Source organism: Azoarcus sp. L1K30 (assembly GCF_018122735.1).
Taxonomy (GTDB): Bacteria; Pseudomonadota; Gammaproteobacteria; order Burkholderiales; family Rhodocyclaceae; genus Parazoarcus.
Map to the genome: position 1 here is coordinate 596989 of NZ_JAGRRD010000001.1, position 24739 is coordinate 621727.

Genomic DNA, 24739 nt, shown 5'->3' on the forward strand with positions numbered 1-24739 from the left:
CTCTCTTGATGGCTGGGTGTCGCCGTGCCGCCTGCTGGGGGACGTCAGTGAAAGTCCCGGCTGTGGGTGTCGAGCTGGCCGAGAAGCGACGAATGATCGACGACGTGCCCGGCGATGAGGTGCACCACCTGGCCCTGTCGGCTGATCTGCCCATACACCCCCAGCAGCCTGGCGCCCAGCAGTTGCCGCCGTTGGCGCTCGACCAGTTCGGGACGCACGATGATGTTGATGAGGCCGGCTTCGTCTTCCAGCGTGATGAACATCGTGCCTTTTGCCGTGCCGGGGCGCTGCCGACAGGTGACGATGCCGGCGGCGCGGGCGAGCATGCGGTCGGGGCAGTGCATGATTTCGGCCGCATCCAGAAAGCGCATCTGACGCAAGGTCGCGCGCAACAGGCTCAGCGGGTGGCGACCGAGGGTGAAGCCGAGCTTGTTGTAGTCGCTGCACAGATCTTCTGCCGCTGACGGCGGGGCGAAGCGAAGGGCCGTTTCGCTGCCGGCGGCGCCGTTGAGCATCCCCGGCAAGGGGGCGTTGCCGGTGGCCTGCCACAGGGCCTGGCGCCGGTTGCCGGCCAGTGATTGCAGGGCGCCTGCGGCGGCCAGGCGCTGCAGGGTGGTGGTATCGAGGCGGGCGCGTGTGGCGAGGTCGGTCACGTCGGCAAAGGGCCGCGCTGCGCGGGCGGTGACGATGCCTTCGGCAAGGTCGGCACCCAGTCCGCGGATCATGCACAGCCCGAGGCGCACGGCAGGATTCGAGCGTGCGGGATCGTGAGCGGAAGCCTCATTGCCCAGCGCCTCCAGCGTGCAATCGCGGGCGCTGGCATTGACGTCAGGGCTACGTACCGTGACCTGATGGCGGCGCGCATCCTGAATCAGTTGTGAGGGTGAATAAAAGCCCATGGGCTGGCTGTTGAGCAATGCACACAGGAAGATGGCGGGCTCGAAGCATTTGAGCCAGGCTGAGGCGTAGACCAGCAAGGCGAAGCTGGCTGCATGGGACTCGGGAAAACCGTAGCTGCCGAAGCCCTCGATCTGCCGGCACAGGCGCTCGGCGAACTCGGCTGCATAGCCCCGCTCCGCCATGCCCTGCAACAGTTTGTCGCGGTAGCGTTCGAGCTCGCCCTTGCGCCGCCATGCCCCCATGGCCCGGCGCAACTGGTCGGCCTCGCCGCCGGTGAAACCGGCTGCCACCACCGCGAGTTGCATCACCTGTTCCTGGAAGATCGGGATGCCCAGCGTGCGCTCGAGTACTTCACGGATCTCCATCCGCAGATCGGCCATCGGGTCTTCGTCACGGGCCTTGCGCGCGCGTGCCTCGAGATAGGGATGGACCATGCCGCCCTGGATCGGACCCGGCCGCACGATGGCGACTTCAACTACCAGGTCGTAGAAGCGCTCGGGCCGGAGGCGCGGCAGCATGGTCATCTGCGCCCGCGATTCGATCTGGAACACCCCGATGGTGTCGGCGCGCGACAGCATGGCGTACACCGCCTTTTCCTCGCGCGGAATGTTGGCCAGGGTCAGTGCGGTGCCGCGCCACCTGGACGCCATTTCGAGCGCCCGGCGCAGTGCCGAGAGCATGCCCAGCGCGAGCACGTCGACCTTGAGCAGGCCGAGGGTGTCGAGGTCGTCCTTGTCCCACTGCAGCACGGTGCGGTCGGGCATCGCGGCGTTCTCGATCGGTACCAGTTCGTCGAGCCGGCCGCGTGCAATGACGAAGCCGCCCACGTGTTGCGACAGATGACGCGGAAAGCCGATCAGCGTCCGGGTGAGCGTGAGCAGATGGGCGACTTGCGGGCTGTCGGGGTCGAAACCGGCCTCACGCACCCGTTCGGGAATGACCTCGCTGCCGTCGAACCAGAAGCGGTCGCGCGTCAGGCGCTCGATCTGTGCGGTCTCGAAGCCCAGCGCACGACCGACATCGCGCAGCGCGCTGCGCGAACGGTAGCTGATGACGGTGGCGGCCAGTGCGGCGCGTTCGCGACCGTACTTGCGATAGATGTACTGAATGACTTCTTCGCGGCGCGAGTGCTCGAAATCGACATCGATGTCCGGCGGCTCCCTGCGCTCGCGCGAGATGAAACGCTCGACCAGCATGATGCCGAGCGACGGGTCGACCTCGGTAATGCCCAGTGCCCAGCACACCACCGAATTGGCGGCGGAACCGCGTCCCTGGCACAGGATGCCGGCGCTGCGGGCAAAACGGACGATGTCGTGCACGGTGAGGAAGTAGGCCTCGTAGGCAAGCTCGCCGATGAGCGTCAGTTCGGTCTCCACCTGGTGGCGGACCCGTGGCGGCGCGGGGTCGTCGTCCGTATTGTCACCGTACGCCAGCGCGGCGTCGGCCGAGGCGGTCCTGCGATAGCGCCAGCGCAGGCCGGCCTCGACCAGTCTGCGTAGCCAGGACGCGGGGGATTCGGTCGCAGGGACGAGTTCTTCCGGGTATTCGTAGCGCAGTTCGTCGAGGTTGAAGCTGCAGCGTTCGGCCGCGACCAGGGTTTCGGCCAGCAGATCGGGCGGAAAACGGCGCCCGAGCGCTTCGCGTGCCTGCAGGCGGCGCTCGGCGTTGCCGGCGAGCGCAAGTCCGGCATCGGCCACGGTCGTGAGCAGACGGGTGGCGGTCAGGACGTCGGCCAGCGGACGGCGGCTGGCGTCATGCATCAATGCGCCGGTGCTGGCGATCAGGCGCAGCCCTGCGCGTTCGCCGATCAGGCGAAGCTTCTCCAGGCGAGTGGCATCGTGGCCATCGAGCGTCTGCGTGAAGGCCAGCCAGGCCGCACCGGGGAAGCGGCTGGCCACCCAGTGTGCCGTCGCCTGGGTGTCGGCGTCGGGTTGGCTGGGCGGCAGCAACACGACCACGCAATTGTCCAGCCCGTCCTCGAGGTCACTGCGCAGTAACCGGTAATGGCCCTTGCCGGCTGCCCGCCGGCCACGGGTGACCAGGCGCGAGAGTTGGCCGTAACCCATGCGGTTGCAGGCCAGTACCACCAGCGCGGGGCCATCCTCGAGTCGAATCTCGCTGCCGATGATGAGCCGGACTGGCAGCGCCTGCTCGCGAATGCAGCGGTGTGCGCGAACCACACCCGCCAGCGAGCATTCATCGGTGATGGCGAGCGCTTCATAACCGAAGGCCGCCGCCTGTGTGGCCAGCTCTTCGGGGTGCGAAGCGCCACGCTGGAAGCTGAAGTTCGACAGGCAATGGAGTTCGGCAAAGCGGGGGATCATTTGTTGACTGTAAATAAATACAGACTCTGCAGCAATGGCTGTTTTTCTGACCTTTTCGGCGCCGATTCTCAATCAGTAATCTTTATCCACGACCGTCGTGGGTGAAGCTGTGGACAAGATGTGGGGCACGCCCGGACGTCCTTGAATCGATGCGGGATTCGATGGCTGCTCAAAAAACAGGCAAGCACGCAGAATGCGGTGTTCAGCCCGTCCTTTCGTGTAGAAACGGCATTTGTCCAGTGATTTTCCGTTGCGGTTATTACGTATTCGAAGCGCGATTGTGGATAGAAAATGCGATCAAGCCGGTTTATCCACGTACGGGGTGAACGAAGCTGTGGACAAGGTGTGGGAGGGTGGGCGAACCGCTTGACGCAGTTGGCTTTTTCCGTGCTGCACAAAAAATGGGCAGTGCCGCGCAAAGCGCCTAAAATCGAGCTTCCGTCTCATACTCCGCCATCTTCAACATCGCTCATGACCGCTCCGATCCGCTATTCAATCCGCCCCTCGCGTCCCGAAGCCCATGTGTTCGAGGTCTGCTGCACGGTCAGCGATCCTGACGTCGCAGGCCAGCGCTTCAGCATGCCGGCCTGGATTCCGGGGAGCTACATGATTCGCGAATTCGCACGCCACATCGTCAGTTTGCGAGCCGAGTCGGGCAACAAGGCCGCGAAAGTCGAAAAGCTCGACAAGCACACCTGGCTTGTCACCGGGCTGGTCGCGGGAAAGCCGCTGACACTGCACTACGAGGTGTATGCATGGGATCTGTCGGTTCGCGCGGCCCATCTCGACCAGACCCATGGTTTTTTCAATGGCACCAGCGTGTTTCTGGCGGTGGAGGGGCGCACCGACCGACCTTGTCTGGTCGAGATCGAGAGCCCGCAAGACGTGTCCTGTCGTGACTGGAAGGTGGCGACCGCCCTGCCGCGTGCCAGCGGCGAAATCGGTGCTGCACGCGCTTACGGGTTCGGCCTGTACCGGGCGGAGAATTACGACGAGCTGGTCGATCATCCGGTCGAGATGGGCACCTTCACGCTTGTCGACTTCGAGGCCGGTGGGGTGCGCCACGACATCGCGCTGACCGGTCGCCACGACTGCGACACCGAACGCCTCGCCCGCGATCTCGCGCGCATCTGCCAGTGCCAGATCGAGCTCTTTGGCGCACCGCCGCCGATGGATTACTACGTCTTCCTCACCCAGCTCGTCGGCGACGGCTACGGCGGACTGGAACATCGGGCCTCCACCGCGCTGCTTGCCAGTCGCGCCGACCTGCCATGGAAAGGCATGAACGGGCTGCCCGACGGTTACAAGACCTTTCTCGGCTTGTGCAGCCACGAGTACTTCCATACCTGGAACGTCAAGCGAATCAAGCCTGCCGCCTTCGTGCCCTACGACCTTGCGGTGGAGAATTACACCCGGCTGCTGTGGGCCTTCGAGGGGTTTACCTCCTACTACGACGACCTCATGCTGGTGCGCGCAGGGGTGATCCCGGCCGCCGATTATCTCGCGCTGGTCGGGAAGACCGTTTCCAGCGTCCTGCGCGGACCGGGGCGGCTGCGTCAGAGCGTGGCGGAGTCCTCTTTCGAGGCCTGGAGCAAGTATTACCGGCAGGACGAGAACTCGCCAAACGCGATCGTCAGCTACTACGCCAAGGGGTCGCTGATCGCCCTTGCGCTCGATCTGCAGCTACGCGCCGACACCGGCGGCAAGCGCAGTCTGGACGACGTGATGCGGCTGCTGTGGCAGCGCCATGGACAGACCGGCGTCGGCGTTGCCGAGGACGGTATCTTTGCCATCGTCGAGGAAGTCGGTGGCAAGGATTGCGGCGCTCGGCTGGCGCGCTGGCTGCGCAAGGCGGTGGAGGGCACGGACGACCTGCCGCTGGCCCGCCTGCTCAAACCCTTCGGCGTGGCGTATCAGCCCGAGGCACCGGGCGCGAAGCCGACGCTGGGCGTCAAGCTCGCGGGTGGCAACGGCAAGGGCGAAGCGAAGATTGCCACAGCGTATGACGGCGGCGCCGCCCAGCGCGCAGGGCTGTCGGCAGGCGATGTGCTGCTTGCCATCGACGGCATCAAGGTGACTGCCGCCAATATCGACGGCATGCTCGAGCGTCATCGGGCGGGCGACTCGATCGAGGTGCATGCCTTCCGCCGCGACGAGCTGATGAAGTTCGATGTCGAACTCGCCGCAGCTGCCGGAGATACGGTCAAACTGGCGCTCGACGACAAGGCGGCAGCGTCGGTGCGCCGACTGCGAAAGGGTTGGCTGGGGCATTGAGCCCTGCGCAGGGCGCGGTCGTGCGGGAAGACTGCTGCACGAACTCAAAGGGCCGGTACCTGGGAGGGGATGGCCCTGATCGATCGGGCGCCTTGACGATGTCGTCAGCGACGCCCGTGCTTATGCCGCTTGTTTCTTCAGCAGCTTGTTGCGCCAGTAACGCCAGGCCAGCATGCCGAACAGCGTGCCCATGATGAGCCAGAAGCCGATGCCTTGCCAGAACGCGATCGGGTCGGTCGCCATGAAGTAGTCCCGTGGCGGGCGGGTGAAGTGCAGGCGGCCCTGGATCAGCCCCATGACGATCGAGGCTGCCGCCGCGAGCGCAGGCGCGAACCATACCAGCAGACCGCCGGCGACAATGCCCTTGTCGAGCAGCGGAGAACGGCCGCGCCGAGGCAGATAGACGCTTTCCACGCCATACCAGACCGAAAGCAGGAATCCGATGCCGGCCGCCAGCGGCGTCAGCGCCAGCACGGTGCCCAGTACCGTGGCGCCGATCATGAACGTTGCGCCTTCGAGCACCATGATCTTCGGCCAGATCGTGTCGAGATTGAGGAAGAGCCAGATCGAGGCCGGTGTGGCCAGTAGCGAGAGGACAAGACAGCGCCCCGCGCGGCGACGCGCAAGATCGCCTGCGAGTGCGGAGTCCTGAGCCTGGGGAATGAGCGGCATGTCGGCGTGCCCGTGCTAGGGGGCTGAATGGAACAGTGCGCGAGTCTACTACGACGGCCGCCGTCGTGGCGTCCGGTTGCACCGAAATGCAGCCGGACGTCATCGTGCTTGAATCAGACTGCGGCCAGCGCCTGTTCGAGGTCGGCAATGATATCGTCGATATGCTCGATGCCGATGGACAGGCGAACCATGTCGGGCGAGACCCCGGCTTTGGCCATTTCAGCAGGTGTGAGCTGGCGGTGCGTGGTGGATGCCGGATGGCACGCAAGCGACTTGGCGTCGCCGATGTTCACCAGACGCGTCACCAGCTTGAGCGCATCCTGGAAACGTCCGCCGCCCTCGAGTCCGCCCTGGACGCCGAAGGAAAGGATGCCCGACGCGCGTCCGCCCATGTACTTCTGCACCAGGCCGTGATCGGCGTGATCGGGCAGACCGGCATAGTTGACCCACGACACTTTCGGCTGTGTCTTCAGATAGCGGGCGACGGCCAGCGCGTTCTCGCAGATGCGATCCATGCGCAGCGCGATGGTCTCAATGCCCTGCAGGATCAGGAAGGCGTTGAATGGCGACAGGGCCGCGCCCATGTTGCGCAGCGGGACAACACGCGCACGACCGATGTAGGCGGCGGCACCGAGTGCTTCGGTGTATACGACGCCGTGATAGGACACATCGGGCTCATTCAGACGGCGGAAGCGCGCCTTGTGCTCGGCCCAGGGGAATTTCCCCGAATCGACGATGATGCCGCCGATGGAATTGCCATGGCCACCCAGGTACTTGGTGAGCGAGTGCACGACGATGTCTGCACCGTGCTCGATCGGGCGGCACAGGTAGGGTGAGGGCACGGTATTGTCGACGATCAGCGGCACGCCCGCCTTGTGCGCGATCTCGGCCAGGCGCTCGAAGTCGGTAATGTTGCCCAGCGGATTGCCAACCGACTCGCAGAAGATCGCCTTGGTTCGGTCGTCGATCAGTTTCGCGAACGCCTCGGGATCCCGGTAGTCGGCAAAGCGCACGTCGATTCCGAGTTGCGGGAAGGTATGGGCGAACAGGTTGTAGGTCCCGCCATACAGGGTCGCCGCCGAAATGATGTTGTCACCGGCTTCGGCGATGGTTTGAATGGCATAGGTGATCGCAGACATGCCCGACGCCACGGCCAGGCCGGCAATGCCGCCTTCCATTTCTGCAACGCGCTGTTCCAGCACGGCCGTCGTTGGGTTCATGATACGGGTGTAGATGTTGCCGGCCACTTTCAGGTCGAAGAGGTCGGCGCCATGCTGGGTGTCGTCGAATGCATAGGAGGTCGTCTGGTAGATCGGTACCGCGACAGCCTTGGTGGTCGGGTCGGGCGAATAGCCACCGTGTACGGCGATGGTTTCGAGTTTCATTGTCGGGGTCTCCTCGGAAATGGTCGGGCGAGTATATCCAGAGCCGCATCGATATCGAAATAACTTGAAATGATGAGCTTTGCGCAATGCTTGCCATCCGCCACGCCGAAGGAGAAAATAATAAAGTATTACCGAATGCAGATCGGGAAGATGCCATGCTGGGGCCCGCATCTGGATTGGGATGTCGAGGAGAAGAAGATGAAACAATGCAGGGTCATTGCCCTGTTGTCGCAGAAGGGAGGCGTCGGCAAGACAACGGTGACGATGCAGTTGGCGGAAGGTCTTGCCGGGGCCGGTTACCGGATCGCCATATGCGATTTCGATCCGCAGGAGAGCGCGGCACGGTGGGCGGCAGCAGCCAGTGCGTCGGAGCCATTTCCGGCGTCCGTGCACAGCATGCGGGGTGATCTCGCAACCTTGACCAGGGAGGTCAATGGCCATGCGCGCCGCGCAGACATGTTGCTGCTTGACTGTCCCCCCTCGATCGAACATCCGCATACGCTTGCGGCGCTCGAATTAGCCGATGTGATCCTGATCCCCGTTGTTCCGAGTCCGACCGATTTGTGGTCAACGCGTGCGGTGGAACGCCTCGTAGTGGCCACCATGGCGCGGCGGCCGGGGCTGCAAGGTGCATTGCTGCCCAACCGGGTGCAACGCACGGCGCTGGCGGGAGATGTGCTGGAGATTCTCGGCGATTTTTCGCTGCCGGTCGTCGGCGCCAATCTGTCGCAGCGCAATGCCTATGCGCAGAGTGCGGTCGAGGGCGGTACGGTCTATCGGTTGGGTCGAAGTGCAGAGCAGGCCCGTGAAGAAGTGGATCGCCTCGTCGAGGCCGTCCTGGAAATGACAGGGGAAACAAGATGACGACACGTAAGAAAACGCAATCGGCGCTGCGCGCCACTCTCAAGCAGGAAGACGCGTCGGTGGCCGAGCGCCTGCCGGAGGTCGCTGTAAGCGCTCCGGCGTCGGCGCCAGAGCCCGTGAGCACCCCGGCATCCGAACCCACTGCGGCGAAAGCAGCAGCAAAACCTGCGGCGAAGTCGCCTGCAGCACCGAAGCGGGATGCAGCCAAACCGGTTGCGAAAAAGACTGCGCGGGCTGGCGCTGGCAAGATCAAGGCGGCCGACGTCGCGGCAACGGTGCAGACATCGGCTCCGCCAGTCGTTGCCGGGGGTGAGCCCGACACCGCCTCGAAGGTGGCGGAAGTAGCGGTCCAGAAACCGGTCGCCGCAAAGGCGAAAGAACCAGTCGCCGCAAAGGCGAAGGCGGTCAGCCGTCCCGTGGCAAAGACGACCGTCAAGAAGGCATCGCTCGCGAAGCCGGCGAAAACTGCTGCGGTCGACATGCCCGCAGCGGTAAAACCGGTTGCGGCGAAAGCGCCTGCAAAGGCGACGACGCCCGCGAAGACAAGGGCTGCAGCCAAACCGAAGGCCGCAAGCAAGCCGTTGGCACCGAACGTCACGGAAGCGCTCGCGCCCGTGCCGGCGTCGCCGCTTCCGGTCGAGGCAAAGAAGGAGAAGCCCGGAAAGGTTGTGCGTGATTCGTTCTCGATGCCAAAGAGCGAACATGCGGAGCTCAAGCGGATCCGGACCGCGCTGGCACGCGCAGGTCGGCTGGCAACGAAGTCGGAAGTGCTGCGTGCGGCGCTGAAACTCGCGGGCGAGCGCGCCACGAAGGATCTGGTACTCGTGCTTGACGCGCTCCCGGTGGTTCTCAAGGGCAAGGGCAAGAAGTGAGCCCGCGCTGATGCGTGTCGTGCCGCTGCGCCGCGCGGCTGTCAGTGCGGCGCCGGCACAATGTGGTTCAGCGGTGTGCGGACGGTTTACCCGGGGGCCGGTTCCCCCGCCATGTGCCCGGGGTCAGGTTTCTGCCGCGCATACGCCTAGCGCGGAAAGCTCGCATCGCATTGCGCCGTGCACCGGCCGTAGGATACGTCGCAAGCGGAACTGCCTGCGCTGTGCAGGCAGGCGAGCGAGGCGTCGGCACAGCGCCGTGTGCAGGTGTTCCAGTCGTCCTGATCGGGGCGTGGGGCGTGAATGGACGGCGACAGATGGCGCGGGCAGGAACGCAGGTCGATTCGGCGAATGGGGCCGGGAAGCAGGCGCCACTCGTCGGCGCTGAAGGCAAGCGCGTTCTGCAGCGGTTCGAGATCGTCAATGGTGATCAGGCCGGTGCGCAGCAGCGTTGCCGAGGCCCAGCAGTCGGCCTTGCGCGCGCCGGCTTGCGATCGTGCCACAGGTGATTCACCCAGGTTCAGACGCGAGCATTCATGCGCGTAAAGAAAGAGCCGCGCCTTGTCGTCAAGGCGGGGCATCATGGCGTGGTTGTAGCGGATTACCGTGTTTCCGTTTTCGACGCGGGTGGTGATTGCGAGGGGAAGGCTGGCGTCAGGAATCGCTTCCACCGGGTGTCCCGCGGCGTCGACGCAACCGCCGTACAGCGTCTGTTCCTGTGCCTGACTGGTGCCACAAAGGAGCGCCGCACACCAGAGTGCGGTGATCACGATCGAACGGCGCATTGCTGCATTCCTTTTGCATGGGGGCGAAGAACGGGGCGTAAGCCCGAGGATACGCCACAGGCCCTTCCGAATGAAACCCGCCCGCGGCAAAATATGCGCCTTTGCTTGCACGATGTTCGATCAATGAATCTGAAATGCGGATTGCGCGGTTGGCGTTCGGTTGTGGCAACGCGCAGATGGCGGTGACTCGGGCGATGCGCATGCGTGCGATGATTTTTCGCAGGATGGTCGCCGACGATCTCGATGCCGTCATGGCGGTGCAGCTCGAGGCCTATGACGCGGGCTTCATCGAAGGACGTGATGTGCTGGCGCAGCGCCTCGCGGCAGCCCCGGAAACAGCCTGGGTGGCCAGTGATGCCGTCGGCGTGTGTGGCTATCTGGTGGCCTATCCCTCGCAGCGGGGGAAGGTGACGGCGCTCGGGCGCGGTTTCAGCGTGGCGACGGCGCCTGACTGTCTCTACCTGCATGACCTGGCGGTGTCCGCCCGGGCCAGCGGGCGTGGCGTGGGGCCCGAACTCGTGCGACTGGCGCATGCGTTCGCACTGAGCGCGCAGTTGGCGTGGTCGGCATTGGTCTCCGTTCAGGACTCGAGGGCCTTCTGGAAGCGTCTGGGCTATGTCGAAGATCCGCCCTCGGCGGATGAGTTGGCCAAGCTTGACGCCTATCCGGGAGATGCGCGCTACATGGCCAGAACAGCGGTCTGTGGCTGAATCCCGTTTGCGCATGGTCGTCGTGCTGGGCATGACGCGCGATATCCGCGGGCGCCTCCGAATATCGTATGGTCGCGGTGATTCGGATGGCACCGCGACGACTTTCCGGTTTTGAGCGAAAATGCACCCCTTTCGCTGCGTGGACCATGGCGGACCATCGCTTGCCGCGCATGCATCGGACTCTTCCTTCAGGAATCGACCATGTTGCAGAAATTTCCCGCCTTCGCAGGCGTTCAGGGCCCCGTCGTGGTGATCGTCATGGATGGCTACGGCATTCCGAAACAGCCCGTTGGCAGTGCCATCGCCGAGGCACGCAAGCCGACGCTGGACCGGTTGCTGGCCGAGTACCCCAACATTGTGCTGCGTGCGCATGGCACCGCGGTGGGCATGCCCTCGGACGAGGACATGGGCAACTCCGAGGTCGGCCACAACGCGATCGGGGCGGGGCAGGTGTACGCCCAGGGCGCAGCGCTGGTGGCAGACGCGATCGCCGATGGCGGAATCTGGCGTGGTGAGGCCTGGCAGCAGGTTGTGGCCGGCGCCAGGACTGGCGCCAATGGCAAGGCGGGAGTGTTGCACTTCATTGGCCTGTTCTCGGACGGCAACGTGCATAGCCATATCGATCACCTCGAGGCGATGGTGAAGCAGGCGAAAGCGGACGGGGTGAGCACTGTTCGCATCCACGCGCTTCTCGATGGCCGTGATGTGCCCGAGACCAGCGCGCTCGAGTACGTTGTTCCCTTCGAACGCTTCCTGACTTCGATCAGCACCGACGGTTTCGATGCTCGCATTGCCTCCGGCGGTGGACGTCAGTACATCACCATGGATCGTTACGACGCCAACTGGCCGATGGTGGAAAAGGGCTGGCACACGCATGTGCTGGGCGAGGGACCGCAGTTTGCCAATGCCACAGCAGCGGTCGAGGGGCTGCGAGCGAAACATCCGGGCACCATCGACCAGGATCTGCCCGAGTTCGTCATCGCCGACAACGGCAAGCCGATCGGCACCATCGAGGATGGCGATTCGGTGGTGTTCTTCAATTTCCGTGGCGACCGCGCGATCGAGATCACCCGCGCTTTCGTCGAGGAGGACTTCGGCGCTTTCGATCGCGTCCGCCATCCCAGGGTCACCTTTGCCGGCATGCTGCAGTACGACGGCGATCTGCAACTGCCCGAGCGCTTCCTGGTGGCGCCGCCGGCGATCACCGACACCTCGGGGGAGTGGTTCAGCAAGATGGGGCTGGCACAGTTCGCCTGCTCGGAGACGCAGAAGTTCGGTCACGTTACCTATTTCTGGAACGGCAACCGTTCCGGCAAGTTCGACGGCGAGACCTGGCAGGAGGTGCCGAGCGACGTCGTGCCTTTCGAGCAGCGTCCGTGGATGAAGGCCGCTGAGATTACCGATGCCATGGTGGCCGCGCTGCAGTCGGGCAAGTACAGGGTCCTGCGATGCAACTACGCAAACGGTGACATGGTCGGCCACACGGGCAACTTTCGCGCGGCGACGATGGCGGTCGAGGCCGTCGACCTTGCTTTGGGAAGACTGCTGAAGGCGGTCGATGCGGCAGGCGGCGTGGCGCTGATCACGGCGGATCACGGCAATGCCGACGAGATGTTCGAGCTCGACAAGAAGACCCGCCAGCCGGCATTGAATACTGACGGCAGCTTCAAGGCCAAGACTGCACACACGCTCAATCCGGTGCCACTGATCCTCTACGACAACGTCTCCGGTGGGCGGCTGGGGCTGCAGCAGGGCGCGACGGCCGGGCTGTCGAACATCGCCGCCACCGTGGCCAATCTGCTTGGGCTGGAGAAACACGACAAGTGGGACGACAGCGTGCTGGTGGTGAACTGAGCATCGACACGGCAGATGCGGCTTGCCGATGCAGGCCGCATTACGCACGATCGGTGTCTGTCGCAACGTTCCGGGAGCGAGAGCATGGAATCAAAGTTTCTTGAAGATCTGTCGCCGGGCGAGCGTTTTGTCTGTGCCGGCGTGACACTGACCGAGGCCGATATCATCGGGTTCGCGCTGCGCTACGATCCGCAGCCATTCCATCTTGATGCGGGGGCGGCTGCGGATTCGATCTATGGCGGGCTCATTGCCAGTGGATTTCAGGTGGTTTCGCTGTGCTTCCGGATGTTCATCCAGCAGGGCTTGCTGGCCGAGTCGAGCATGGGGTCGCCGGGCATCGACGATCTGCGCTGGCTTGCGCCAGCGCGGCCCGGCGATACGCTTCGTACCGAAGTCGAGGTGCTGGAGTTGCGTCCGTCGCGTTCGAAACCCGACCGCGGCATCGCGCGCTTGGCATACCGGGCCATCAACCAGCGCGGAGAAGCGGTGGCAAGTTTCACCGTGAACCATCTCTTGCGCACCCGCGGCGGATAGGCTGCTGAACAGGGCAGTCGGCTGCCTGTCGTCTGGTGCACTTGACGGAATTGACCGGGGTCATTTCAATCGCCGCGATGGTGGGCTGTAATCGGTGGCAAGACCCCCACCCGAGCGCGCCATGGCCCTGATACCCCTTGAAGAACCGACCACCCGTCGCATACCGCCGCACACCTTCTCTCTGTTCGCGCTCGGGTTCCGGCCCTTGTACCTGCTCGCAGCCGCGCTGGCGGTGGTGGTGATTCCGCTGTGGGTGCTGGTGCTTTCCGGGGTGCTGGCCATGCCGATCACCGGCATGCTGTGGCATGCCCACGAGATGATCTTTGGTTTCGCCGCGGCGGTGATCGTCGGTTTCCTGTTCACCGCGGGGCGCAACTGGACGGGGATCGATACCCCCTCCGGTGGACAACTGGCAGCACTTGCCGCGCTATGGCTCGCCGGACGTGTGGCCATGGCAGCGGGAAGCGGGTGGTGGGTAGCCGCTGTCGATATCGCGTTTCTCACCATCGCAGCAGCGGCGCTGTTGCGGGTACTGCTCAAGGCGCGCAGCTGGCGCAACTATTTCGTCGGCGTGTTGCCCTGCCTGCTCGGTGTGGCCAATGCGCTCTTTCATCTCGCCGTGAATGGTGTGCTTGCTATCGATCCATTGGTGGGCATCCATGGCGCGCTCGGCTTGATCGTAGTACTTGAGATCGTGATCGGGGGGCGGGTGATCCCGATGTTTACCGCCAACTCGATCCGCGGTATCCAGCAGTGGCGCAATGCGCGCTTCGACCTCGTTGCTGCAGTGGCCGCCGGCGTGGCACTGATGCTGTGGGCGGCTGGTTATTCGGGGTGGGCTGGCGGCGTATCTGCGCTGGCGGCATTGCTCCAGCTGGCCCGATGGGGTGGATGGAATCCGTGGGCCACACACAGGACCCCGTTGCTGTGGATCCTGCATGTTTCCTATCTGTGGATACCGCTGGGACTCGCGCTGCTGGCCGCGTCGCAGTGGGGGCTGGTGGCGCGTTCGGCCGGCGTGCATGCGCTGGCGATCGGTGCCACCGGCGGGCTGATCATGGGCATGATTACGCGCACGTCACTTGGACACACGGGGCGCATGCTGGTGGCCGGAAGGCTGGAAACGTTTGCCTACGCGCTGGTGCAACTGGCAGCGGTGCTGAGGGTGCTGACGGTGGCCTTCATTCCGGCTGCCGCGATGGCGGGCATTCACGCGGCGGCGATGGCGTGGGTGCTGGCGTTTGCACTCTACCTGTGGCGTTACACGCCTTTCCTGGTGTACGCGCGGGTGGACGGCAAGGCCGGTTGATACAAGGGCATTCAAGCCTCAGGCGTTGGCGCCTTCGAGCGTGACCAGATGACGCTTGAGTCGGTTGAGGAGCTCGAGGAGCTGCATCTTCTCCGCATGATCGAGGCCGCTGAAAAGTTCGATGACCCAGCCTTCGTGCGACTTGGCCATCTGGCGGAAGGCGCGCTTGCCGGCAGGGGTGAGGTGAACCGAGTAGGCGCGGCGATCGCGCGGATCGTCGCGGCGTTCGACCAGGCCTTCTTCCACCAGTTTGTCGGTGAGGCCGGTGACGTTGCCGCCGGTCACCATCAATCGGCGCGAGAGTTCGCGCATTTTCAGCCCGTCCGGGTTGCGGTCGAGTTGTGCCATGAGGTCGAAGCGCGGCAGGGTCGAATCGAAGCCGGTACGCAACTGATTGCGCAAGCGTGACTCGACGATGTTGGTGCAGGTCAGCAGCCGCAGCCATACCCGCAGGGCTTCGTGATCGTCATCGGTCGCGCGGGTCTCGTGATCGATGGCTTCCGGCGCGTCGCCGGAGTGGATTTCCGAGGAGGATAGCGTCATGACTGTACCTGCATGATGTGCGTCGAAAAGGCGGGGCCCTAGGACCTCAATGAGCGCATTCTACTCCTCGGAGGCGGCTAAATCATTCAGTTGTGAATTTATGGTGAAAGCATTTGTTGCAGCCTGCTTCCGTTGCCGACACTGCGTATCAGCTCGAGCGCTGCCGAGAACAGCGCTGAACCTTCATCCGCAAATGCGTCGCACAGGGTCAGGTGATCCGCCGCAGGCATCGCCACCTCGCCCTTCCATACGCCTTGCCAGGCGTTCGCGAGCAGCGCCAGCTGGCGGCGGAACTCCGCGCTTTCCCTGCCACCGGCGGCACCGATCAGGGGGGCATCCGATGCCGGCCGAAGTCGTACCGGGCTCTGGTCACGAATGCGTGCCGGGTTGAAGTCGAGGTCTGCATGCAACGCTGGCACCGATGCCAGCGGCTTGAGGTCGACGACAGGGCTGAGCGCAATCCCCGCAGCGAGCAGATCGCGGGGGAGGTCGGCACCGATGGCGGGCCAGTCGGTGGCGAGTGCCATGCAGGTGAGCTGGCCACCCGCCGAATGACCCGATACCACGATCCTGGTCGCGTCGACGCCGTATTCCGGTGCGTGGCGATAGAGCCAGGCGATGCTGCGCCGGGTCTGAGCGGTAATGTCCTCGAGCGTCGTCGCTGGCGCCAGGCCGTAATTCACCACTGCCACGGCGACGCCGTGCGTGAGGTAGGGCGTCGCGATCCACGAAAAGTCGTCCTTGTGAAGGCGGCGCCAGAATCCACCATGGATGAACACCAGCAAGGGTGCGGGCGTACCGTCGCGCAAGGGGGGCAGGAAGAGATCGAGGGTTTCCGCCGCGGACTGGCCATAGCGAAGGTCGCACAGGCCTGGATGCAGGGTGCGGGCAAGCGCAGCGCGTCGGCCCCAGTCGGCAAGGCTGCCAGCGAAATCCGGTACCCGGCAGCTGACATCGTACTCGCGGGCGAAGTCGGTGCCCTCGGACGGCAACAGGTGCGCCGGCACAGTGTATTCAAACCCCAAGATAGCGCTCCCAGAGATCGGGTTCGGCCGCAAGTGCCGTGTTGTCGCCGGCCCAGGGGCTGCGACCTTTCTCGATGAAAGCGTGGCGGTCTGCAATCCGCATCAATTCCTCGAGATACTTGTCGATGACCAGGATGGCTTGACCGTCGTGCTTCAGTCTTCCGAGCACGCGCCAGATCTCCTTTCGGATCAGCGGCGAGATGCCCTCGGTGGCCTCGTCGAGAATCAGCAGGTGCGGATTGGTCATCAGCGCGCGACCAATCGCGAGCATCTGCTGCTCGCCGCCCGAGAGCTGGTTGCCCATGTTCTGCGCGCGCTCCTGCAGCCGCGGGAACAAGTGATAGATGCGCTCCAGCGTCCACGGCTCGCGACTGCCGCTGCGGTTGGCGGCGAAGGCGAGCAGGTTTTCCCTGATCGTGAGATTGGGAAAGATCTGCCTGCCTTCGGGGACCAGTGCAAGGCCCATTTGCGCAATGCGCTCGGTGGGCAGACCGTCGATGCGTTCGCCCAGGAAACGGATCTCGCCGGACCAGCGCGGCAGCTGGCCGAACACCGCACGCAGGGTGGTGGTCTTGCCCATGCCGTTGCGCCCGAGCAGGGTGGCGGCCTCGCCTTCACCGATCTCCAGGTTCATGCCGAAGAGCACCTGGCTCTGACCATAGCCGGTTTCGAGGTTTTCGATCGAGAGCAGGCTGCTCATTGCACTTCCTCCACCGATTCTGCTTCGTCGCTGCCCAGATAGGCGGCGATGACCTGCGGGTTGTTGCGGATCTGGTCCGGTGTGCCGGTGGCAATGACGTGGCCCGCGACCAGCACCGACACCCGGTCGGCGAGGCGGAATACCGCGTCCATGTCGTGTTCGACCAGGATCAGCGTATGGTCGCCGCGAAGGCTGTTGATCAGCTCGCCCATGCGTGCCGACTCCTCCGGATCGGTGCCGGCCATCGGTTCGTCGAGCAGCAGCAGACGCGGTTTGCACGCCAGGGCCATGCCGAGCTCGAGTGCGCGTTGGCGCCCGTGGGACAGGGTGCCGACGATCTGTTCCATGACATCGAACAGCCCCACCCGGCGCGCGGCCTCGTCGGCGCCCTCGTCCAGATCCGACTCGTCGGCCACGGTGCCGAGGAAATCGAAGGAGTGGCCGGTGCGCGCCTGCACTGCGAGGGCCAGGTTTTCGCGCACGGTGAAGCGCGGCAGCAGCGTGGTGATCTGGAACGAGCGCACGATGCCGCCGGCGACGCGCTTGTGGATGGGCTGGCGGGTGATGTCGCTGCCTTCGAACAGGATGCGTCCCCCGTCCGACGCCAGTTCGCCCGACAACTGGGCGAGCAGGGTGGTCTTGCCGGCGCCATTGGGACCGATCAGGGCGTGGACTTCGCCTGCGCTGACTTCGAGCGAGCAGTCGTCGGTGGCGACCAGCCCGCCAAAGCGCTTGACCAGCTTGTCCACCTTGAGAATGGTGTGCCTCATCATGCCTTCTCCGTGCTTGCCTTGGGGGTGGCCCGGTCGTTCGCGCCGTATCGGGCGCGCATGCGTTCGCGCAGGCTCATCACACCATTGGGGGCCACCATGACGATGAACAGCAGGAGCAACCCGAGGATCAGATTCCAGTGTTCGGTGTGGGTGGAGATGCTCTCCTCGAGCAGGAGGAAAATCGCCGCACCGGTGATTCCGCCCCAGAAATAACCCGAGCCGCCGATGATGACCATCACCATCAGCAAACCCGACTGGTGCCAGGTCAGCGTATGTGGGGTCACGCCCAGGCTGAGGTTGGCCAACAGCGCGCCGGCAAGGCCGGCAAGGCCGCCAGATAGCGTGAAGGCCATCAGCTTGAGGCGATAGACCGGGTAGCCGATTGCCGCCATGCGGCGCTCATTTTCGCGGATGGCCACCAGTGCGCGGCCGAAGCGCGAGGCCACCAGCCGGTAGAGGAGGACGAAGGCCAGTCCGGCGGTGAACAGCACGAAGTAGTAGAAGGCAAGGTCGCTGTCGATCGACAGGCCGGGGATCGTCGATCGTGCCGACAGGGGCAGTCCGTCATCGCCGCCGAACTCGGGCAGCGAGATGGCGAGGTAGTAAAACAGCTGGGCGAAGGCGAGGGTGATCATGATGAAGTACACGCCCCGCGTACGCAGGCTCACCGCGCCGATGATGAAGGCCGCCAGCGCCGCGAACAGCACGGCTGCCGGCACCGCAACCCATGAGGCGAGCACGTCGTACTTGGCAAGGATCGCCACGGTATAGCCACCGGTACCGAGAAATGCCGCGTGACCGAGGCTGATCATGCCGCCGTAGCCGAGCGCCAGGTTCAGCGCGCTGGCGGCCAGGGCCAGGATCAGCACGCGACTGCCGATGCTGATGTAGAAGGGTTCGTCCATGGAGGACATGATGAGTGGGTAGATGGCGAGTGCGAGTGCCACCGCAATGGCCGTCCATGCGCCCGGCAGGCCTGCAACGAGCGGGGTTTCCGCGCTGCGACTGGGGCCGAATCTGGTGTTCATGTGAATTACCCTCTCGCCGGAAACAGGCCCTGGGGCCGGAAGAACAGCACACCCACCATCAGCAGGCTCACCATCATCGACGCCAGCGTGGGGCCGAGCGTGGCTGCAGTCGAGGAATCGACCACGAGCTTCAGGCCGAAGGTCAGCAGCAGGCGACCGAGGGTGTCGATCATGCCGACCAGCAGCGAACCCACAAGTGCGCCGCGCATCGAACCAATGCCGCCGATCACGATGACCTCGAAGGCCGGAATCAGGATGGATTCACCCATGCCGACCGAGACCGCGAGCAGCGGACCGAGCAGCGCGCCGGCAAGTGCGCACAGTGCCGCGCCGAGTGCGAAGACGAAGGTGAACAGCGGCTTGATGCGAACCCCCATCACCGCCGCCATGTCCGGATTGGAGGCGCCGGCGCGCATCCACATGCCGATTCGGGTGCGGTTCACGAGCAGGTAGAGCCCGAGTGCAACAACCAGCCCTACACCGATGATCAGCATGCGATAGGCAGGGTAGTAGAGTTCGTCGGTGATCAGCTCGATCGGGCCGGACAGGCTGGCGGGCATGCCGATCATCAGCGGTTGGGCGCCGAAGATGATCTTGATGGTTTCGTTTGCGATCAGGATCAGGGCAAAGGTGGCGAGTACCTGCGACAGGTGGCTCATGCGCTGCAGGCGCCGATAGAGCACGCGTTCGAGCAGGGCGCCAATCAGGGCAGTGGAAAGGATGGCCAGCAGCAACGCCGGAAAGAAGCTCTCGAACACCTGATAGAAGGCGGCGGCGAGAAAGGCGCCAATCATGTACAGCGAACCGTGCGCGAGATTGATGAGATCCATGATGCCGAACACGAGCGTGAGCCCGGCGGCAAGCAGGAAGAGCATCAACCCATACTGCAGGCCGTTCAGGGCCTGTTCGAGAATCAGATAGAGCATGGTATGAGCAGCCTCGGAGGACAATACGAACCCGTCCCCTGCGAACAGGGGGTTTCGTGTGGGTCTGCAACGACATTGCGGCGGCGCCCGACGGCTAACGCATTCCCAAGCCCTCGCGGGCAAGGGAAGGATCAGGCCGTGCTGCCGGCGGTCACCGCCACGGCATCCCGCTGCCCGGCAAGGCGTCGGGATGCCGCCGACGGGGGATTACATCTTGCAGTCCTGGGCGTAGGCGTCTGCATGCTTCTCCATCACCTTGCCGACGTACTTGTTCGATACCGTGCCGTCGGCATTCCTGACCACTTCGCGCAGGTAGTAGTCCTGCACCGGATAGTGATTGTTGCCGAAGCGGTACTCGCCCCGCGTCGTGGGGGCCTTGACGGTTTCGAGCGCCTTGCGCAGTGCGGCCTTGTCCTCGATCTTGCCGCCGACGGCCTTGACCGCGGCGTCCATCAGCATCGCCGTGTCGTACCCCTGGGAGGCGTACAGCGTGGGCAGGCGGCCGAAGTCTTTCTGGAAGTCGGCAACGAAACGCTTGTTGACCGCGTTATCCATCTCGCGGTACCAGTGCGTGGTGTTGAATACGCCTTCCATGGCCGGGCCGACTGCCTTGACCACGTCTTCGTCACCGGAGAAGCCGGGTGCGAACAAGGGCGTTTTCTTCAGCATGCCCGATTGCGAGTACTGCTTAATGAAGTTGATGCCCATCCCGCCGGGCAGGAAGATGTACAGCGCGTCGGCGCCCGATGCGCGGACCTGGGCAATCTCGGCGGCATAGTCGAGCTGGCCGAGCTTGGTGTAGATCTCATCGGCGACTTCGCCCTTGTACAGGCGTTTGAAACCGGTCAGTGCATCCTTGCCCGCGGGGTAATTCGGGGCCACCAGTGCCACTTTCTTGAAGCCCTTGTCCTGCACGTGCTTGCCCATCGCCTCGTGCAGGTTGTCGTTCTGCCACGCAACGTTGAAGAAATACGGGTTGCACTCGGCGCCCGCGTACTGGCTGGGGCCGGCGTTGGCGCTGATGTAGAAGGTGTCGGCGGCAAAAAAGGCCGGGCCGACGGCGAGCATGATGTTGGAGAAGACGACGCCGGTGGCGATGTCGACCTTGTCGCGTTTCAGGAAACGCTCGGCGATCTGCTTGGCCGTTTCCGGGTTCTGCGCGTCGTCGGCGGTAATGATGTCGGTCGGGAGTCCGCCGATCTTTCCACCCAGGTGTTTCACCGCGAGCTCGAAGCCGTCGCGGATGTCGATGCCAAGGCCGGCGCCCGGTCCGGACAGCGTGGTCATCATGCCGACCTTGATGCTGTCTGCGGCGAGGGCGCTGCCTGCTGCGAGCAGGGTGGCGCAGGCGAGGGCGATGCAGGTCTTCTTCATCATTATGTTTATCTCCAGAGGTAGGACGAACTGCGGCACGATCTTCTCATGACATCAGCCCGGCATGCGACCCGTCGTTGACGGGCGATGCCGGACCGGGTGCGGGATCGCTTATTGTTCGGTCTTGAGGCGGAAGCGCTGAAGCTTGCCGGTTTCGGTGCGCGGAAGGCTGGTGACGTACTGGACGGCACGCGGATACTTGTACGGGGCGACCGTCTGCTTGACGAAATCCTGCAAGGTGGCGGTCATCTCCGGGCTGCCGGTGAAGCCGGGCTTGAGCACGATGAAAGCCTTGATGATCTGGCCGCGCTCGGGGTCGGGTACCCCGATCACGCCACACTCCGCGACCGCAGGGTGAGCCAGCAGCGCCCATTCCACCTCTGGGCTGGACACGTTGTAGCCGGAGGTCACGATGATGTCGTCGATCCGCGCGTGATAGTAGAAGTAGCCGTCCTCGTCCATGTGGAAGGCATCGCCGGGGAGATTCCAGCCATCGCGTACGTAGTTTTTCTGGCGTTCATCGTTCAGATAGCGGCAGCCGGTCGGCCCTTTGATCGCCAGTTTTCCGGTTTCGCCCGGTGGCAGCGGATTCATGTCGTCGTCAACGATCATGCCGCGGTAGCCCGGCAGCAGCTTGCCCAGTGCGCCGGGACGGTAGTCTTCCGGACCTGACGCGATGTAGATGTGGATCATCTCGGTGCCGCCGATGCCATCGTGAATCTGGATGCCGCTGGCCTCGCGCCATTTGTCGCGGGTATCGGTGGGCAGCGCCTCGCCGGCAGAAACGCATTTCGCCAGCGACGAAATGTCGTACTTGTCGACGAGGGTGCTCATCTGTCGGTAGGCGGTGGGCGAGGTGAAGCAGATCGTTGCCTTGTACTGCTCGATGGCCTGCATCAAGGGTTCAGGGGCGAGCTTTTCCAGCAGCACGGTGCTGGCGCGTGCCCACAGCGGGAAGCACAGCAGGCCGCCAAGGCCAAAGGTGAAGGCCAGCGGCGGGGTGCCGATGAAGACGTCGTCACGTGTCGGTTTCAGACAATGCCGCGGGAAGACCTCGCACATCGCCATGACATCGCGATGGAAGTGGATCGTGCCCTTGGGGATGCCGGTGGTGCCGGAGGTGAAGCCGATCAGCGCCGGATCGGTGGCCGCGGTATCGACCGCAGCAAAGGTGTCGGGCTTGTTCGCCATCAGGCGTTCGAGCTCGCCATCCTGCCCGTACAGCATGACCTGGCGAAGCGTCGGGCTGTGTTCACGGGCCAGCAGCAGTTCTTCGGCCAGGCTGCTGTCACACAGGGCGTGGCTCACCTGGGCGAGTTCGATGATCTCCTTGAGTTCCTTTGCCCGCAGCAGTGGCATGGTGCCGACCGCGATTGCGCCCGCCTTCCAGACCGCCAGCCAGCATGCCGCCAGGCGTGGTGTATTCGCCCCGCGCAGCAGCACCCGGTTTCCCGGCACCAGGCCCATGTCCTCGACCAGCACGCGGGCGAGGCGATTGACTTCGCGCTGCAGCTGGGCGTAGCACCAGTGGACATCCTTGCCGATGATCGCCGGGTGCTCACCGTCGCCTTCGGCAACGGCACGGTCGAGCAGTTGAACGGTTGCATTGAGCTGTTCGGGGTATTGCAACTCCGGGCGCTCAAAGATCAGATCGGGCCACTGCTCGACCGGCGGTAAGTGATCGATGACAAAACTGTCCCGATGCGCACTGCTGCTCATGACTTGACTCCTCTGCCGTTGGGGGGAAACCCCTTGTTTGTCTTGGACTCTTGCGGTCCATTGCGATGCCGGCAAGGAGGCGCCGGCTCACATCATGGCGCAAGTTTTTTCCATTACGGCGTCAAAGTCAATAGATTAACAATGCAGAACAGAATAATTCAGAGATAAACTATATGAAATGGAATGGAGTGTGCACAAGCTAATGAAATTAAAGCATTTGCGATTTTCGCAACTCACCACGGGGCGCCGCGTTCGCTGCACATCTTTCTGACCATCGCGTCGAAGAACTTCACCGCAAACCCCGATTCGCGAATCAGCATCTGGGTCAGACCGGCGCATTTCTCGCCGATCGCCGCCGGCAGCGGCGTGTCTTCACCGGGAATCATGCCCGCGTGACACTGGATCTCGGCGGCACGCTGTACGGTCCACAGCAGGAAGAAGGTCTTCGCGATGTCCTGTTCACCCACGGCGATGCCGTGGTTGCGCAGCACGAGGATGTGCTTGTCGCCCAGGCTGTCGAGCATGCGGACCTTCTCGTCCGCAAACAGCGTGATTCCCTCGAAGGTGTGATAGCCGACACGGGCGTAGAGTTGCGCGCCGTAGAAGTTGTCGTGGCTGAAGCCGGCCTTCTTCTGCGCAACTGCCGATACGGCGTTGGTATGGGTGTGGATCACGCAGTGGATGTCGTCGCGTGCGCCGTGGATCGCACTGTGCAAGGCGAAGCCGGCCGGGTTGGCGTCGTAGGGCGAGGGCTCGACCTTGTTGCCTTCGAGGTCGACCTTGAGCAGGTTTGCCGGGGTGACTTCGGTGTAGTTCAGGCCAAAGGGGTTGACCAGATAGTAGTTGTCCGCGCCCGGTAACCGAGCCGAGATGTGGTTGAAGATGGTTTCGGTCCAGCCGAAGAAATCAACCAGGTGGTAGCAGTGAGCAAGTTGAGTGCGCAGCGCCCATTCATCGTCGCTGCAGTGGGCGGGTTTGGTGACGTCGGATGTCATGTTCACGATTTCTCCTTGCGTGCGTGGTGCTCAATGTATGTCTTTGCGGCGCTGCTCGCCGCGGAAACGCGCCAGCGCGATGATCTTGCGCGTGACCGGCATGGGCAGATGGAAGCGTGCAGCCAGTTCCAGCACCGAGTCGCCGATGGCGGCGAGTTCGAGCGGGCGACCCTTGTCGTAGTCCTGCAGCATCGAGGTGCGGATCGCGCCCATCGAGGCGCCGAGCTCGAGAAAGGTCAGTGGATCGATCTCGATTCGTGCGCCATAGCTTGCCGCTACCAGCAAGACCTCGCGCTTGATTGCGATTACCGTGTCCTGCAGTTCGCCGGGGCGGTAAAGTTCTTCCAGCGTCGCACCGGTAATCACCGACAAGGGATTGGTGCTGGTGTTGGCGATGATCTTGGTCCACAGCTTGTCGCGGATGCGCTCGAGCGGACGTGCCTCGATGCCGCCTGCCGATACCGCGTCGCACAGGGCGAGCAGGCGCGGACTCATGCTGTTGTCGGGTTCGCCGAACATGATCAGGTGCGGATTGCGGGCCAACACGCGCCCCGGGGCCTCGACTTCGGCGGTGATGAACACGACGCAGCCAATGATCTGCGCCATCGGCAGCAACGCGCCGAGCGTGCCGTCGGGATCGACCGCATGGACGGTTTCTCCGGCGAAGCGCCCGCCCTCGCCGTGGAAGTACCACCATGGCACACCATTGACGGTGGGAACGACGAGAGTGTGATCGCCGATAAGGGGCTTCAGCGTCGGTAACAGGGTGGCGAGGTCGTGGGCCTTCGCACAGACGAAAACGATGTCCTGGATGCCGAACTCGGCCTTGTCGCTCGCCGCTACCGACACCCGGTGTTCGCCCTCGAGATCGGTGAGGGCGATTCCCTCACGGCGGATCGCATCCAGGGTGGTGCCGCGCGCCAGCACGCTGACTGCGTGTCCGGCCATTGCCAGGCGCGCGGCAATGGTGCAGCCGATGGCACCGGCGCCGGCAATGCAGATGCGTTTTGGAGTGTGTGTCTGCATGGGATGCTCCGAGTGTTCAGGTGGCCAGCATTTCCTGGTGCTTGCCACCGAGACCGAGATAGGCCTCGATCACGCGCGGGTCGTCCTTCAACTGCACCGCCGGCCCTTCCATCGCGATCGTGCCGGTCTCGAGCACATAGGCGTAGTCGG

Annotated in this window: 21 protein-coding genes and 1 pseudogene; 7 read left to right on the forward strand and 15 right to left on the reverse strand. The window is 63.9% G+C overall.

Going from position 1 to position 24739, the window contains the following annotated elements; genetic code table 11:
- Positions 1-44: 44 nt before the first annotated feature.
- The gene (locus J5J83_RS02715; RefSeq protein WP_212345031.1) at positions 45-3224 is read right to left on the reverse strand and encodes an error-prone DNA polymerase; all 3180 of its coding nucleotides are present in this window, start codon (positions 3222-3224) and stop codon (positions 45-47) included.
- Positions 3225-3695: 471 nt separating this feature from the next.
- Between J5J83_RS02715 and J5J83_RS02720 the strand changes: the two genes are divergently transcribed.
- Positions 3696-5498 carry a M61 family metallopeptidase gene (locus tag J5J83_RS02720; RefSeq protein ID WP_212345034.1) on the forward strand — a complete coding sequence of 601 codons (1803 nt, stop codon included), beginning with the start codon at positions 3696-3698 and terminating at the stop codon, positions 5496-5498.
- 120 nt (positions 5499-5618) lie between these two features.
- Here J5J83_RS02720 and J5J83_RS02725 read toward each other — a convergent pair whose 3' ends face one another.
- Both J5J83_RS02725 and J5J83_RS02730 read right to left on the reverse strand, forming a co-directional pair.
- On the reverse strand, positions 5619-6170 hold the full coding sequence (locus tag J5J83_RS02725) for a hypothetical protein (protein ID WP_212345037.1): 552 nt from the start codon (positions 6168-6170) through the stop codon (positions 5619-5621).
- 113 nt (positions 6171-6283) lie between these two features.
- Positions 6284-7555: a bifunctional O-acetylhomoserine aminocarboxypropyltransferase/cysteine synthase gene (locus J5J83_RS02730; RefSeq protein ID WP_212345040.1), complete on the reverse strand. Its 1272-nt coding sequence runs from the start codon at positions 7553-7555 to the stop codon at positions 6284-6286.
- A gap of 198 nt (positions 7556-7753) precedes the next feature.
- On the opposite strand from J5J83_RS02730, the gene parA reads away from it, so the two are divergent.
- Both parA and J5J83_RS02740 read left to right on the forward strand, forming a co-directional pair.
- Complete coding sequence (gene parA / locus J5J83_RS02735; RefSeq protein WP_212345043.1) at positions 7754-8419, forward strand: ParA family partition ATPase; 666 nt, start codon at positions 7754-7756, stop codon at positions 8417-8419.
- Positions 8420-8478: 59 nt separating this feature from the next.
- On the forward strand, positions 8479-9291 hold the full coding sequence (locus J5J83_RS02740; RefSeq protein WP_212345046.1) for a hypothetical protein: 813 nt from the start codon (positions 8479-8481) through the stop codon (positions 9289-9291).
- 146 nt (positions 9292-9437) lie between these two features.
- Here the strand turns inward: J5J83_RS02740 and J5J83_RS02745 are convergent, their stop codons facing one another.
- The gene (locus J5J83_RS02745) at positions 9438-10073 is read right to left on the reverse strand and encodes a hypothetical protein (protein ID WP_212345049.1); all 636 of its coding nucleotides are present in this window, start codon (positions 10071-10073) and stop codon (positions 9438-9440) included.
- Between the two features lie 200 nt (positions 10074-10273).
- On the opposite strand from J5J83_RS02745, the gene J5J83_RS02750 reads away from it, so the two are divergent.
- The 4 genes from J5J83_RS02750 (at position 10274) to J5J83_RS02765 (ending at position 14480) form a co-directional block, all read left to right on the forward strand.
- Positions 10274-10783 carry a GNAT family N-acetyltransferase gene (locus J5J83_RS02750; protein WP_212345052.1) on the forward strand — a complete coding sequence of 170 codons (510 nt, stop codon included), beginning with the start codon at positions 10274-10276 and terminating at the stop codon, positions 10781-10783.
- A gap of 201 nt (positions 10784-10984) precedes the next feature.
- The gene (gene gpmI, locus J5J83_RS02755; protein WP_212345054.1) at positions 10985-12637 is read left to right on the forward strand and encodes a 2,3-bisphosphoglycerate-independent phosphoglycerate mutase; all 1653 of its coding nucleotides are present in this window, start codon (positions 10985-10987) and stop codon (positions 12635-12637) included.
- A gap of 84 nt (positions 12638-12721) precedes the next feature.
- The gene (locus tag J5J83_RS02760; protein ID WP_212345057.1) at positions 12722-13171 is read left to right on the forward strand and encodes a MaoC family dehydratase; all 450 of its coding nucleotides are present in this window, start codon (positions 12722-12724) and stop codon (positions 13169-13171) included.
- Positions 13172-13292: 121 nt separating this feature from the next.
- The gene (locus J5J83_RS02765) at positions 13293-14480 is read left to right on the forward strand and encodes an NnrS family protein (RefSeq protein WP_212345060.1); all 1188 of its coding nucleotides are present in this window, start codon (positions 13293-13295) and stop codon (positions 14478-14480) included.
- An 18-nt stretch (positions 14481-14498) separates the two neighbouring features.
- Here J5J83_RS02765 and J5J83_RS02770 read toward each other — a convergent pair whose 3' ends face one another.
- The 11 genes and pseudogenes from J5J83_RS02770 to J5J83_RS02820 all read right to left on the reverse strand — a co-directional run.
- Positions 14499-15023 carry a MarR family transcriptional regulator gene (locus tag J5J83_RS02770; protein ID WP_212345062.1) on the reverse strand — a complete coding sequence of 175 codons (525 nt, stop codon included), beginning with the start codon at positions 15021-15023 and terminating at the stop codon, positions 14499-14501.
- Positions 15024-15121: 98 nt separating this feature from the next.
- Complete coding sequence (locus J5J83_RS02775; RefSeq protein WP_212345064.1) at positions 15122-16048, reverse strand: alpha/beta hydrolase; 927 nt, start codon at positions 16046-16048, stop codon at positions 15122-15124.
- A complete protein-coding gene (locus J5J83_RS02780; protein ID WP_212345066.1) occupies positions 16038-16748 on the reverse strand; it encodes an ABC transporter ATP-binding protein in 711 nt (236 codons plus the stop codon). Before J5J83_RS02780 ends, J5J83_RS02775 begins: the two co-directional genes overlap by 11 nt.
- On the reverse strand, positions 16745-17521 hold the full coding sequence (locus tag J5J83_RS02785) for an ABC transporter ATP-binding protein (RefSeq protein ID WP_249115598.1): 777 nt from the start codon (positions 17519-17521) through the stop codon (positions 16745-16747). The genes J5J83_RS02780 and J5J83_RS02785 overlap by 4 nt, the downstream gene beginning before the upstream one ends.
- Positions 17518-18549, reverse strand: a complete 1032-nt coding sequence (locus J5J83_RS02790; RefSeq protein ID WP_212345068.1) for a branched-chain amino acid ABC transporter permease — start codon at positions 18547-18549, stop codon at positions 17518-17520. The genes J5J83_RS02785 and J5J83_RS02790 overlap by 4 nt, the downstream gene beginning before the upstream one ends.
- A 5-nt stretch (positions 18550-18554) precedes the next feature.
- Positions 18555-19475, reverse strand: a complete 921-nt coding sequence (locus J5J83_RS02795; RefSeq protein WP_212345070.1) for a branched-chain amino acid ABC transporter permease — start codon at positions 19473-19475, stop codon at positions 18555-18557.
- Between the two features lie 207 nt (positions 19476-19682).
- Positions 19683-20852, reverse strand: coding sequence for an ABC transporter substrate-binding protein (locus J5J83_RS02800; protein ID WP_249115599.1), 1170 nt, complete (start codon positions 20850-20852; stop codon positions 19683-19685).
- Positions 20853-20960: 108 nt separating this feature from the next.
- Positions 20961-22568: an AMP-binding protein gene (locus tag J5J83_RS02805; protein WP_212345072.1), complete on the reverse strand. Its 1608-nt coding sequence runs from the start codon at positions 22566-22568 to the stop codon at positions 20961-20963.
- Positions 22569-22801: 233 nt separating this feature from the next.
- The gene (locus J5J83_RS02810) at positions 22802-23563 is read right to left on the reverse strand and encodes a class II aldolase/adducin family protein (protein WP_249115860.1); all 762 of its coding nucleotides are present in this window, start codon (positions 23561-23563) and stop codon (positions 22802-22804) included.
- Between the two features lie 30 nt (positions 23564-23593).
- The gene (locus tag J5J83_RS02815) at positions 23594-24589 is read right to left on the reverse strand and encodes a 2-dehydropantoate 2-reductase (RefSeq protein ID WP_212345077.1); all 996 of its coding nucleotides are present in this window, start codon (positions 24587-24589) and stop codon (positions 23594-23596) included.
- 16 nt (positions 24590-24605) lie between these two features.
- Positions 24606-24739, reverse strand: a pseudogene (locus J5J83_RS02820) (ABC transporter ATP-binding protein); the annotation flags it as partial.

Bases quoted from the DNA above. Each gene is read 5' to 3' on its own strand.
- J5J83_RS02715 (WP_212345031.1), bottom strand. From the start codon at position 3,224: ATGATCCCCCGCTTTGCCGAACTCCATTGCCTGTCGAACTTCAGCTTC.
- J5J83_RS02720 (WP_212345034.1), top strand. From the start codon at position 3,696: ATGACCGCTCCGATCCGCTATTCAATCCGCCCCTCGCGTCCCGAAGCC.
- J5J83_RS02725 (WP_212345037.1), bottom strand. From the start codon at position 6,170: ATGCCGCTCATTCCCCAGGCTCAGGACTCCGCACTCGCAGGCGATCTT.
- J5J83_RS02730 (WP_212345040.1), bottom strand. From the start codon at position 7,555: ATGAAACTCGAAACCATCGCCGTACACGGTGGCTATTCGCCCGACCCG.
- parA (WP_212345043.1), top strand. From the start codon at position 7,754: ATGAAACAATGCAGGGTCATTGCCCTGTTGTCGCAGAAGGGAGGCGTC.
- J5J83_RS02745 (WP_212345049.1), bottom strand. From the start codon at position 10,073: ATGCGCCGTTCGATCGTGATCACCGCACTCTGGTGTGCGGCGCTCCTT.
- J5J83_RS02750 (WP_212345052.1), top strand. From the start codon at position 10,274: ATGCGTGCGATGATTTTTCGCAGGATGGTCGCCGACGATCTCGATGCC.
- gpmI (WP_212345054.1), top strand. From the start codon at position 10,985: ATGTTGCAGAAATTTCCCGCCTTCGCAGGCGTTCAGGGCCCCGTCGTG.
- J5J83_RS02760 (WP_212345057.1), top strand. From the start codon at position 12,722: ATGGAATCAAAGTTTCTTGAAGATCTGTCGCCGGGCGAGCGTTTTGTC.
- J5J83_RS02765 (WP_212345060.1), top strand. From the start codon at position 13,293: ATGGCCCTGATACCCCTTGAAGAACCGACCACCCGTCGCATACCGCCG.
- J5J83_RS02770 (WP_212345062.1), bottom strand. From the start codon at position 15,023: ATGACGCTATCCTCCTCGGAAATCCACTCCGGCGACGCGCCGGAAGCC.
- J5J83_RS02780 (WP_212345066.1), bottom strand. From the start codon at position 16,748: ATGAGCAGCCTGCTCTCGATCGAAAACCTCGAAACCGGCTATGGTCAG.
- J5J83_RS02785 (WP_249115598.1), bottom strand. From the start codon at position 17,521: ATGATGAGGCACACCATTCTCAAGGTGGACAAGCTGGTCAAGCGCTTT.
- J5J83_RS02790 (WP_212345068.1), bottom strand. From the start codon at position 18,549: ATGAACACCAGATTCGGCCCCAGTCGCAGCGCGGAAACCCCGCTCGTT.
- J5J83_RS02795 (WP_212345070.1), bottom strand. From the start codon at position 19,475: ATGCTCTATCTGATTCTCGAACAGGCCCTGAACGGCCTGCAGTATGGG.
- J5J83_RS02800 (WP_249115599.1), bottom strand. From the start codon at position 20,852: ATGATGAAGAAGACCTGCATCGCCCTCGCCTGCGCCACCCTGCTCGCA.
- J5J83_RS02805 (WP_212345072.1), bottom strand. From the start codon at position 22,568: ATGAGCAGCAGTGCGCATCGGGACAGTTTTGTCATCGATCACTTACCG.
- J5J83_RS02810 (WP_249115860.1), bottom strand. From the start codon at position 23,563: ATGACATCCGACGTCACCAAACCCGCCCACTGCAGCGACGATGAATGG.
- J5J83_RS02815 (WP_212345077.1), bottom strand. From the start codon at position 24,589: ATGCAGACACACACTCCAAAACGCATCTGCATTGCCGGCGCCGGTGCC.